The organism is Croceitalea marina, from assembly GCF_042684265.1.
GTDB lineage: Bacteria > Bacteroidota > Bacteroidia > Flavobacteriales > Flavobacteriaceae > Croceitalea > Croceitalea marina.
This window is the reverse complement of sequence record NZ_JBHULB010000076.1, coordinates 40,740-51,797: the sequence shown is the minus strand read 5'-3', so window position 1 is coordinate 51,797 and position 11,058 is coordinate 40,740. Positions and strand designations below refer to the sequence as shown.

10 protein-coding genes and 1 rRNA gene are annotated in these 11,058 nt (G+C 34.9%); 5 read left to right on the top strand and 6 right to left on the bottom strand.

Features of this window, described 5'->3' with window-relative positions; genetic code table 11:
* From rrf to trhA, 3 genes are all read left to right on the top strand, one after another.
* A 5S ribosomal RNA gene (rrf, locus tag ACFSQJ_RS15200) occupies positions 1-92 on the top strand; the annotation flags it as partial.
* A gap of 127 nt (positions 93-219) precedes the next feature.
* On the top strand, positions 220-1,494 hold the full coding sequence (locus tag ACFSQJ_RS15195) for an amidohydrolase family protein (RefSeq protein WP_377767810.1): 1,275 nt from the start codon (positions 220-222) through the stop codon (positions 1,492-1,494).
* Between the two features lie 6 nt (positions 1,495-1,500).
* Positions 1,501-2,148, top strand: a complete 648-nt coding sequence (trhA, locus tag ACFSQJ_RS15190; protein ID WP_377767809.1) for a PAQR family membrane homeostasis protein TrhA — start codon at positions 1,501-1,503, stop codon at positions 2,146-2,148.
* A gap of 35 nt (positions 2,149-2,183) precedes the next feature.
* On the opposite strand, the gene ACFSQJ_RS15185 is transcribed toward trhA, so the two are convergent.
* Positions 2,184-2,855 carry a ZIP family metal transporter gene (locus ACFSQJ_RS15185; RefSeq protein WP_377767808.1) on the bottom strand — a complete coding sequence of 224 codons (672 nt, stop codon included), beginning with the start codon at positions 2,853-2,855 and terminating at the stop codon, positions 2,184-2,186.
* 73 nt (positions 2,856-2,928) lie between these two features.
* Between ACFSQJ_RS15185 and ACFSQJ_RS15180 the strand changes: the two genes are divergently transcribed.
* Entirely contained in the window at positions 2,929-4,083 is a 1,155-nt protein-coding gene (locus tag ACFSQJ_RS15180; RefSeq protein ID WP_377767814.1) for a THUMP domain-containing class I SAM-dependent RNA methyltransferase, read from the top strand.
* A gap of 12 nt (positions 4,084-4,095) precedes the next feature.
* On the opposite strand, the gene ACFSQJ_RS15175 is transcribed toward ACFSQJ_RS15180, so the two are convergent.
* The 4 genes from ACFSQJ_RS15175 to ACFSQJ_RS15160 form a co-directional block, all read right to left on the bottom strand.
* Positions 4,096-4,863 carry a DUF6048 family protein gene (locus ACFSQJ_RS15175; RefSeq protein WP_377767807.1) on the bottom strand — a complete coding sequence of 256 codons (768 nt, stop codon included), beginning with the start codon at positions 4,861-4,863 and terminating at the stop codon, positions 4,096-4,098.
* Entirely contained in the window at positions 4,844-5,353 is a 510-nt protein-coding gene (locus ACFSQJ_RS15170) for a DUF6452 family protein (protein ID WP_377767806.1), read from the bottom strand. Before ACFSQJ_RS15170 ends, ACFSQJ_RS15175 begins: the two co-directional genes overlap by 20 nt.
* Positions 5,354-5,378: 25 nt before the next feature.
* The gene (rlmD, locus tag ACFSQJ_RS15165; protein WP_377767805.1) at positions 5,379-6,791 is read right to left on the bottom strand and encodes a 23S rRNA (uracil(1939)-C(5))-methyltransferase RlmD; all 1,413 of its coding nucleotides are present in this window, start codon (positions 6,789-6,791) and stop codon (positions 5,379-5,381) included.
* A gap of 107 nt (positions 6,792-6,898) precedes the next feature.
* Positions 6,899-8,071: a mechanosensitive ion channel gene (locus ACFSQJ_RS15160; RefSeq protein WP_377767804.1), complete on the bottom strand. Its 1,173-nt coding sequence runs from the start codon at positions 8,069-8,071 to the stop codon at positions 6,899-6,901.
* Between the two features lie 216 nt (positions 8,072-8,287).
* Between ACFSQJ_RS15160 and rocD the strand changes: the two genes are divergently transcribed.
* A complete protein-coding gene (rocD, locus tag ACFSQJ_RS15155; protein ID WP_377767803.1) occupies positions 8,288-9,568 on the top strand; it encodes an ornithine--oxo-acid transaminase in 1,281 nt (426 codons plus the stop codon).
* A 106-nt stretch (positions 9,569-9,674) separates the two neighbouring features.
* On the opposite strand, the gene ACFSQJ_RS15150 is transcribed toward rocD, so the two are convergent.
* Entirely contained in the window at positions 9,675-10,982 is a 1,308-nt protein-coding gene (locus ACFSQJ_RS15150; protein WP_377767802.1) for a carboxypeptidase-like regulatory domain-containing protein, read from the bottom strand.
* Positions 10,983-11,058: the final 76 nt, after the last annotated feature.

Here is an 11,058-nt window from a genome sequence, read left to right as displayed (position 1 = left end):
GGTTCACCCCTTCCCATCCCGAACAGGGAAGTTAAGCCCGTTTGCGCCGATGGTACTGCTACACCAAGTGGGAGAGTAGGTCGCCGCCTTCTTTGAAGCCCCTTCAGTCAAATGAAGGGGCTTTTTTATTTTATATCTTTAGGGAAACAATTAATCATGATTAAATTACTCTCCACTTTATTAACACTATTTATATCAGTCTTTAGTTTTTCACAAGATATGAGCATGAAAGCTTTGGTTGGCGGGACATTAATTGATGGTTATGGTTCTGACCCGATTAAAAACAGTGTAATACTTATAGAAGGAGAAAGAATAAAACAAGTAGGTACAATTGAGACTTTAAGCATTCCTAAAAGTGCAGAGATTATATCCACAGAGGGAATGACTGTTTTGCCTGGCCTTTGGGATATGCATGTACACACAATGATAAATGGACATTCTGATTATAAATATTGGGATAAAACATATCCACCATTATTAGAGGATGTTATTATGCCAGCTTCCGCATATCAGCTATTAATGGCCGGTGTAACTAGTGCAAGGGATTTGGGCGCTCCTTTAAAAGAAAGCATTGCAGTCCGCGATGCGATTAATAATGGTGATATTCCTGGCGCTACTTTATATGTTTCTGGGCCATTTATTCAGAAGAAAGCATACCCAGGGACAGAAAATTTTCGCTGGGGTGTTGATTCTCCGGAAGACGGCAGGAGAAAGATTAATAAATTGGCAAAGGCAGGTGTTGATGTCATTAAACTAATTGATCAAGATAAAATGACTATGGATGAGCTAAAAGCGGTTGTTAATGAAGCTCATAAGAATAATTTGAAAGTTGTCGCCCATGGTCATCGCCCAGAAGAAATAAGAAGAGGTTTATTGGTAGGAGCAGATTGTTTTGAACATACCGGTTTATCTTCTGCTCCTAAGTATCCAAATGACATTATGGATATGATTAAGGAGCGTACGGCAGATATGAGTTCAGGGCCATTATTTTGGTGTCCAACAGTTGAAGGTCTGTATAATTATGAATATACTAGGGATAATCCAGAAAAACTGGATAATGATTCATGGCATAGAGGTTTACCTGATACGGTGATTACCGATATAAAAAATAGTATAAAACATCCTGATCGACTTCCATATTTTCAGTTGACACCAGTAAGAAAGCCAAGTTTGCAAAAAAAGATTCAGCAGTTGCTAGACGCTGGAGTAGTGTTAATGATAGGCACTGATAGTGGTATTCCAATGAAGTTTCATAGCCAATCTACATGGAATGAATTGGACGTTTGGGTAAATGAATTTGGTATTGACCCCATGTACGCTATTCGAGCAGCCACATATTGGCCAGCTTTATGGATGGGAGTTGCTGATGAAGTAGGTACAATTACCCCGGGCAAATACGCCGATATTATTGCAGTAGACGGTGATGTTTTGCGCTATATCAGTCTACTTCAAGATGTTGATATCGTTATCAAACACGGTAAGCGTTATAAATAATAGTTTTTGACTGGTCATTTAAACAAAGCAAAACTTGAAGAGAAACTAAATACCTATTCGCATGGATTGGGTATTATTTTTGCCTTAATAGGTGGTTTCGTATTGTTGTTTAAAGGAAATGAAAGTCGAAATCAAAGTTTGGGAGTACTGATATACGTACTAGCCCTGGTTTTATTATTTTCAGCTTCTACATTATATCATGCGGTATCAAATCCTAAAGTCAAACAAAAACTTAGAATCTTAGATCATATTAGTATCTACTACCTCATTGCAGGTACTTATACACCAGTTTGCCTCACAGTACTTCAAAACTCTAAAGGAGCCATCCTTTTATGGTTAGTTTGGGGTATTGCTTTTTTCGGAACAATTTTAAAACTCTTTTTTACAGGTAAGTTTGAAGTCTTTTCATTAGTACTATATGGAATTATGGGTTGGCTCGTGGTTATAGACTTGAACTTTCTAATAGCTAATACTTCTTTAATAGGACTATTTTATTTGGGCTTAGGTGGTTTTTTCTACACGCTAGGTATAGTTTTCTATGCTTCAAAAAAAATTCCGTACAATCATTTTATATGGCATTTGTTTGTTCTTGGTGGTGCAATGAGTCATTGGCTATTTGTTTATAGGGAATGTTTTCTATTAAACTTTAAATAAGGCGCATAAAAAGCAATATAACTCATACCATAAAACTATATAAAATAGGCCAAACCAAAACCAATTAAAATCACAATTAATTTTTGAAGATTAAAAGAATGCCCTTGAGCACTTTCAAATAATACGACTGTAGAAATGTGAAAGAAGACACCTATAGCTAATGCCGATAGTTCTATACTATAAAAAGCAATAAAACTGGACTCTGTCGCTAGTAAACTACCTAAAGGTGTCATAAAGGCAAATAGAGATATAAAAAGTAATGTATAACCTATTTTTAGATTAGAATTCAATAGAAAAATGGAAAGAACAGTGGCTACAGGTAATTTATGTATTAAAATACCATAGATGATATTATTTTCTCCGCTTATGGGTAAGCCTTCAACAAGCGCATGTATGGCAAGGCTTAAAAATAAAATTAGGGGGAAGCTATTGTTTTTGGATCTATGGTGTAAATGTCCATGTTCCGCTCCTTTTGAGAAGGATTCTAAAATAATCTGGAGTAATATTCCGGATAAAATAAAGAATGAAACGGTTTTAGGCTTCGATGATTGATAAACTTCAGGTAATAATTCAAAACACGTAAGTGCTAATAGAAAAGCACCGCTAAATGCTAAAAGTAATTTTATGCTTTTTTGACTTTTCGGCTTTGTCAAGTAAACAAAAACAAAGCTTATCAGAACAGCGAAAACAGGTAAGATATAGATCACTAAGATTTGAATTTATTGGTTTGATGATATAAGGGATAAAATTAGCCTATTTTTGGCGAACATTTTTTTAGGTATGGAAGGTAATTTTAGAATGTTGGCAAAAACGCTTTACGGATTTGAGTCTTTATTGGCCAAAGAATTAAGGAATCTGGGTGCTGGTAATGTTAAAGAAGGTGTGAGAAATGTAAGTTTTGACGGCGATACCGGTTTTATGTACAAGGCTAATCTTAGCTTAAGAACAGCACTTAAAGTTCTAAAACCGATTAAAAGTTTTAAGGTATTTAATGAGAAGCAGCTATATCGACAATTATACGATATTGAGTGGTCAGACTATTTTCAGAGCAGTCAGACATTTGCTTTTGATACCACTATGAATTCAGAGGTTTTTAATAACTCATTATATGTGTCTCAGAGATCAAAAGATGCTTTGGTAGACAAGTTTAGGGATACCCAACGTGAGCGACCTTCGGTTAATACAAGTAATCCTGATATTCGAATAAGCATTCATATTTTTAATAACGACTGTACAGTTTCTCTAGATAGTTCGGGCACATCTTTACATCAGAGAGGATATCGTATTGCTACCAATATTGCCCCAATAAATGAAGTTTTGGCCGCAGGACTTTTATTAATGAGCGGTTGGGATGGAAGAACAGATTTTTTAGACCCTATGTGCGGTAGTGGAACATTTTTGGTCGAAGCAGCTATGATAGCCTGCAATATACCAGCAAATATCAATCGAGATACTTATGCCTTTAAAAATTGGAATGATTTTGACGAAACTCTTTATCAAAAAATAGTGGAATCAAGATTAAACCAAACTCGAGAATTTAATCACAGGATTATCGGTTACGACAAAGCTCCTTCAGCGATTAGAAAAGCACAAGAAAATATTGATAATGCGAACCTATCGGAATATATTACCATTGAACGCAAAGACTTTTTCAAAACTGAAAAGCCAGTTGATAATAGTTTGAAAATGGTTTTTAATCCACCTTATGGCGAGAGACTCAATATTGATGTCGAGGAATTTTACTCGAAAATTGGTGATACCTTAAAACAAAACTATCCCGGCACCAAAGCATGGTTAATTACTGCAAATTTAGAAGCCTTAAAAAGTGTTGGATTAAAACCATCAAGAAAAATAAAGGTGTTTAATGGTAAGCTAGAATCTAGATTGGTGAATTACAAAATATATGAAGGGAGCAAAAAAGCTAAGTTTAATTAAATTGGTCAAGAATCATTGAGCTTCTTTCTCGGCGTCCTCACGCTTTTTCTTTGCTTTTTTGTATAATGGTAAGAAGTAAGAAATGGAGTAATTATAGCCTACTCCAAAGTTACTGCCATCAGTAACTTTATTAAACCCTGGTATCCATAGATTAGGAAATCTTTCGTCGTTTTTGTTTGTGACCAAATAAGCTAGTCGTATACTTATTCCAGCATATATGTTTTTAAATAACTCTGCTTTTAAGCCTACGACAAACTCCAACCAAGAGGCATTTAACCCTTCAAATTCTTCTTGGGAAGTAACTAAATCAGGAAAACCCTCATTGAAAAAATTATTCGAATCAAAAATTCTAAAACTATTTAGAGTATGATTGAACGAACTTACGGCATAGCGACCTCCTATGGTTATAAAATTCTGTTCACCGTACCAATTGGTGTAGGTATTGTAATCTATCCCTAATTTTAGATAACTACCCGACGTGGTATAATTATAAAGAGCTGTGCTACCAATCCCCTCGGTTTCTGTTCTTTTTTCATTACCAAATTCACCAGCTATAAATAGTTTTTCGGTAAGTCTATAATCTCCTACAAATTCTAAACCAGTATAGTCTTCATTGATGAACGATAAAACAGGGCGACTTAAATCTACCCCAATTCGCAAGCCATACTTCTGTTTGTACTCAACAGAATCTTTCGGGTTTAAATCAACGGTTTTGTCTACTTGCGCAGAAGTAAATACAAAAGAAAATAAGATAAAAAGATTAATGAAATATTTTAACATGAATTGCGGTAGGATTATTTCTTATATTCTTTTCGACTATTGTAATGCGACTTATCCAATCTTGGGGAGTTACAGTTCTCAATACATCCAAATCATTGTAATTCGCCACAAAACCACATCCTCTAGAAACGAATTGTTTCCCTACGCTGTACGAAAAGCTTAAGGTGTCTATGGTACCTGTTTCTTCATCGCCAGCAGAGTTTATAATAAATTCAAAAGTGGTATCGGTGTTCGCATTACGTAATGGAATTAATACAGAATCGGCAACTGTCGAACGGTCGCTAAAGGTGCCCGAAGAAAAAATATTGTCGTTATCAATGGAATTTATTCTTAAAGAAGGAACCGATTTAAAGGAAGTGGAATCATCAACATCAAAAAAACCAATAACCAAAAAAGGAGTGTCACCATCAACACAGATATCATCTTTTTCACAAGAGGAAAAATTGATAAAAATCAATAGGATGAATAAAACTACAAGAACTCTCTTCATAGCATTTTTAAGAATACTTAAATAATTATACCCGTTTGCGTAAAAGTACAATATTTTCAACATGATGGGTCTGCGGAAACATATCTACCGGTTGCACTTTGATAACTTCATATTTTTCATTTAGTAAGGCTAAATCTCTTGCCTGTGTTGCACTGTTGCAACTTACATAAACGATTTCTTTGGGCGCAACTTTTAACAATTGTTCAACAACTAATTTGTGCATGCCATCTCTGGGAGGATCGGTAATTATAATATCAGGAGTTCCATTGGCGGCAATAAATTTATCATCAAAAACTGTTTTCATATCACCAACATAGAATTCAACGTTATCTATATTGTTATGTTTTGCATTTGCCTTGGCATCAATAATAGCTTCTGGAACAGATTCTATGCCTATTACTTTCTTTGCTTTTTTTGATACAAACTGGGCTATTGTTCCTGTTCCCGTATATAAATCGTATACAAGTTCCTCTCCCGTAAGATTTGCAAAATCACGGGTTATCTTATACAATTCATATGCCTGCGCCGAATTGGTCTGATAGAACGATTTTGCATTGATTTTAAACTGTAAACCTTCCATCTCTTCAAAAATATGATCTCGACCAGTAAAACAAACAACTTCTTGATCGTAAATCGTATCATTCGCTTTTTGATTTATAACATATTGTAATGAAGTAATTTCAGGGAATTTTTCTTCTAGATTCTTGAGTAAGAGGTTTCTTTTGATTTTATCGTCTTCATAAAACTGTATTACAATCATAATCTCACCAATAGACGAGGTGCGAATCATTAACGTTCGCAATAAACCTTCTTGCTTTCTGGGGTTGAAAAAGGAGAGTTCATTTTCTTCGGCAAAAGTCTTGACCCATAATCGAATATCATTTGATGGATCTGCCTGTAAGTGACATTTTTTAATATCCAAGATTTTGTCCCACATACCAGGAATATGAAAACCTAGTGCATTTTTGTCTTCAAAGACAGTATCAGATTTTAACTCTTCAAAAGTAAGCCACCTACTATCTGAAAAAGAGAACTCCATCTTATTGCGATAGAAATAAGTTTCTTGAGAGCCTGAAATCGCATTTATCTCGGGTAGTGCTATACCACCGATTCTTTTAAGGTTGTTCTCCACTTCCTTTTGTTTGTAGTAGAGCTGGTGTTCATAACCCATATGTTGCCATTTGCAACCTCCGCAAACACCAAAGTGTTGACATTGCGGTTTTGTTCTTTTATCCGAAAGTTTATGAAAATTAGTAGCGGTCCCTTCGAAATATGCCTTACGCTTTTTGGTCGTTTGAATATCGACGATATCACCGGGTATAGCATTTGTCAAGAAAATCACTCTGCCATCAGGGGCTTTTGCCACTGACTTGCCTTTTGCACCAGCATCTATTACCTCAACATTCTCAAAGACCTGTCTTTTGTTCTTTTTTCGCATGCGCAAAGGTAATAGCTTTTGTAAAAAGACCCTAGCAGAAGCTAGGGTCTATTAAATAACAACCAATACTATTTGATATATATATATTTGGGGGAATTTTAAAAATATTATTTTTTAGAGTTGAATCTATTTAGAATGTTTTCCATTTGTTTTCCTGCTGCTTGTCTACCTCCTAAACCAAAGGATAGTGCTACTGTAATTGCTATGGTTCCTAAAGTGATGCCAAAAGCAAGGTTGATAATGTCGTCTGCCATACCCATAGTTTTTAGACCTATGGCTAAAAATATTGCCAGAATCGCCGTACGCAACACCGAAGCGACAAAACTATTGTTATCGTTTTTTGCAAAGGAATTTTTTGCAATTATAGAGACCCAATTACCGATCATTATAATTACAAGGCCAAATAAAATTTTACCAGATAAGTTGGTAACAGTTTCCAAGACTTCAGTTAATTGAACAAATTCTAATTTTTCGATAGCGGTCATTAATCCAAAAATCACAATAAAGAAGAACACCAAATTTCCGATTGCATTTGCAATATTGGTGCTGCCTATCATACTATCGAGGTGCATCTTTTTGGCAATATCATTCAGATTCATTTTAGCTAGTATATCTTTTAACATTTGTGATAAAAAACGTCCTCCAATCACAAACAACATTAAAATAAATGCTGCTAACAATACTTTAGGTAGAGCATCAAAAAATTGTGTAAGTATTGAAGTGGCAGGTTCTGAAATGGCATCCATATTTAGAATGTTCAATGCAGAAATTAGAAGAGGGATAAAAATAAAAATGAAGACCACTTTCTTAATAATTCCAATAAGGTCGACCCCTTCTGCAAAACCAAGTTTTGGAGTATAGTTTTTAATGGTGTCTCCAGACATTCCAACAAACTCAGATACTACAGATGCCAGCATATATCCTATATATGCTACCAATCCTGCGCCAATAATATTTGGTATAAAGTTTAAGAAGCCATCAAGTAAGTTCTTTACAGGGTCTAGAACACTTTGCATTCCAAGTTTCTCCAGTGCGAGCATGAAAACAAAAATCATTACTAAAAAGTAAACTAGTTTACCTACAAACTTTGATAAAGTTATTTTATCACTTTTCATTTTGTCATCAACTCCGGTCTTTTTTATGAGTTTGGTTGTGATACGTTTTAATAGCCCGGCAATAAACCAACCTATTACTAAAATTAAAATTGCACCAATAGTGGTTGGTAAAAAATCACCAACAGAATTTGATATGCTACTTAGCATGTTTTCTAGATATTCCATTTTTATAGTTTTTAAATGTTTAGTGTAGTTATATGAACCAAAATGTTGAGATTAGTCACAGAGATCGGTTGTTTTACCGAAATCTTATTATTTTTGTAACTCTACTAGGGATGATTTCTCTCCCACGCTGAATTTTCGTTCCGATAACTGTCAGGATTGCGAAAGAATAAAGGTATTGCAGGAATGGTTATTTTATGAATTTAAACACTATTTAAAATGGCTGTTTTAGAACAACTTACGTCGCAACAAGCGATTGATTTAGAGAATAAGTATGGAGCTCACAACTATCACCCACTCCCAGTTGTATTAAGTAGGGGAGAAGGTGTTTTTGTTTGGGATGTTGAAGGTAAAAAGTATTATGATTTTCTTTCGGCTTACTCGGCAGTAAATCAAGGGCATTGTCACCCTTCTATTGTTGGGGCTATGATTTCACAAGCCCAAACATTGACCCTTACCTCAAGGGCATTTTACAACGACATGCTAGGCAAGTTTGAAAAGTATGCCACAGAGACTTTTAAGTTTGACAAACTTTTGCCTATGAATACAGGTGCGGAAGCGGTGGAAACGGCAGTGAAAATTTGTAGAAAATGGGCTTATGAGAAGAAAGGAATACCAGAGAATCAGGCCAAAATAATAGTTTGTGAGAATAATTTTCATGGTAGAACTACTACCATTATATCATTCTCAAATGACCCAGTTGCGCGCAAAAATTTTGGGCCATACACACAAGGATTTATAAAAATAGAATATGATAACCTTGAAGCTTTAAAAATTGCTTTACAAGAAAATGATAATGTTGCTGGTTTTTTGGTCGAACCCATTCAAGGAGAAGCTGGTGTTTATGTTCCTTCAGAAGGATATTTAAAAGCCGCTAAAGCAATTTGTGAAGAACATAATGTATTGTTTATAGCAGATGAAGTACAAACCGGAATTGCCCGTACAGGAAGACTTTTGGCAACTTGTGGTAATTGTTCATGTTCTGATAAGCATTGTAGTGGTGCACCCGATGTTAAACCTGATATTTTGATTTTGGGGAAAGCGTTATCAGGTGGTGCTTATCCTGTTTCCGCTGTTCTTGCCAATAATGAGATTATGGATGTGATTCGCCCTGGAAACCATGGAAGTACTTTTGGGGGTAACCCAATTGCAGCGGCAGTAGGTATTGCAGCGCTAGAAGTCATAAAAGATGAAGAACTCGCAAGTAATGCCTATAAATTGGGAGAGATTTTTAGGTCGGAATTGAACAAGTTTATAACCAATTGTGATTTGGTAAATGCCGTTAGAGGAAAGGGTTTGCTCAACGCAATCTTAATTAATGATACCGAGGATAGCTCTACCGCTTGGGATATATGTATTGCCCTTAGTGATAATGGACTATTGGCAAAACCGACTCATGGCAATATTATCCGTTTTGCGCCTCCTTTGGTTATGACCGAGGAGCAGCTCATGGATTGTATATCCATAATAACAAGAACCTTATCTGAGTTTAAGAAATAAAAAATCCCCGAAAGGGGATTTTTTATCTAATGATCTGGGTGTTGTAAACCAGGTTTTAAACTACTGACAAGAAGTTCTATATAAATAGATTTTTGGCATCTATTTTTTAAGGAGCTGAAGTTCCACTCTTTTTAGCCCTTCTTAACTGCCGCTGAATCTTTTTGATAGCCGATTCTATAGATTTTTCGGGTTCAATAATATTATATTCTCCCCAGAAATCTGGATCAGAAAAGCCCAAGGCTTCTTCACTAAGAATTATAGATTTTTTTAATCGTTCTTTATTCTTTGGTAACTTACCGGTACTGTTTTCTTGCCAATCTGTTACGGCCATTTCAGCTGTCATACTATAAACAGAGTTAAAAAGTTTATCATCCCAATCTACTTTAAATTTTAGTAATACATTACTATATCCATAATACCATTTTCCATTTTTATTTCGGTAATCCACACGATAAGCCACTTCGGTTGGCCAAACATCAACCTTCGCGGGCTTTTTTCTAACAAATAATTGTGCGGCCAACTCCCTGTTTGTGATGTTAAGGTTGTAAACGGCACTAGTCAATGTCTTATTCTCTGCGTCTATATATAGTTTACCTTGGTATAATGGGTCTTTAATAGTACTTAATTGACTAAAATTAATAATGTATATTAACCGGTCATTAACTCTTGTTGATCTATCGAAAGTAAAGTTATAATCGTCAATGGATTCATTGGTGAAAATATACTCTGGATATTTCATAATATCCACATATAGTGTATTAAAAGGTCCACCCTGAAGTTTTAAGGCAACAGTATCTAACTTACTATAATCCGTGCTTTTTCTTGCCCGATATAGCTCAACGGCATCTTTCTTATCAGACGAATACGGTGTTTTATAAATATTAACGACTGCTTCTGATAATGATACGTTCTTCTTTCTTTTCTTAATAGTCTCTCGGTAGAAAGCTGTCATTAAGGTAGGGTCTTCGAAATAGTTTTCACCTTTTTTGTTTAAGGTTTCTTTGAACAGTTCCTTTGCATCTTTTGGAGAATTGATATTTACCTCTGATAATTGAAGTGCCGATGTTTTTAAACTGATTTTATTTTTATCGGATTTTAAATCGGAGAGCGCTATTTTTTTTGTGGTATATCCAATAAAAGAAAAAAGAACGGTACCACTGCTAAGGGATTCAGGTACTTTAAGAAGAAAATTACCTTCAGTATTAGTAATAGTACTAATATTAGTGCCATCAACAGTAATTGTGGCAAATACTAAGGGATTGTTATTTTCAATGTCAATTACTTCTCCTTCATATTGTTTAAAATCGGCACTATTTTGAAAAGCCAATAAATTAGGATAAACACCTAAAAGTAGCAAAATTAAAAGGCCTTTTATTGTCCTTTGCAGTTCTAGTGTAAGAGATAAAGTTTTCATAGGCTTTGGTTTAATGTAATCGTATATCTAAATTAATGATTTTAAAGAAGATATGGATAACTTGTTTGTTAATATA

Excerpts from the sequence above, each read along its gene's own strand:
- ACFSQJ_RS15195 (WP_377767810.1), top strand. The coding sequence starts at position 220 with ATGAGCATGAAAGCTTTGGTTGGCGGGACATTAATTGATGGTTATGGT.
- rocD (WP_377767803.1), top strand. The coding sequence starts at position 8,288 with ATGGCTGTTTTAGAACAACTTACGTCGCAACAAGCGATTGATTTAGAG.
- ACFSQJ_RS15175 (WP_377767807.1), bottom strand. The coding sequence starts at position 4,863 with ATGTTAAAATATTTCATTAATCTTTTTATCTTATTTTCTTTTGTATTT.
- ACFSQJ_RS15170 (WP_377767806.1), bottom strand. The coding sequence starts at position 5,353 with ATGAAGAGAGTTCTTGTAGTTTTATTCATCCTATTGATTTTTATCAAT.
- ACFSQJ_RS15180 (WP_377767814.1), top strand. The coding sequence starts at position 2,929 with ATGGAAGGTAATTTTAGAATGTTGGCAAAAACGCTTTACGGATTTGAG.
- ACFSQJ_RS15160 (WP_377767804.1), bottom strand. The coding sequence starts at position 8,071 with ATGGAATATCTAGAAAACATGCTAAGTAGCATATCAAATTCTGTTGGT.
- rlmD (WP_377767805.1), bottom strand. The coding sequence starts at position 6,791 with ATGCGAAAAAAGAACAAAAGACAGGTCTTTGAGAATGTTGAGGTAATA.
- ACFSQJ_RS15150 (WP_377767802.1), bottom strand. The coding sequence starts at position 10,982 with ATGAAAACTTTATCTCTTACACTAGAACTGCAAAGGACAATAAAAGGC.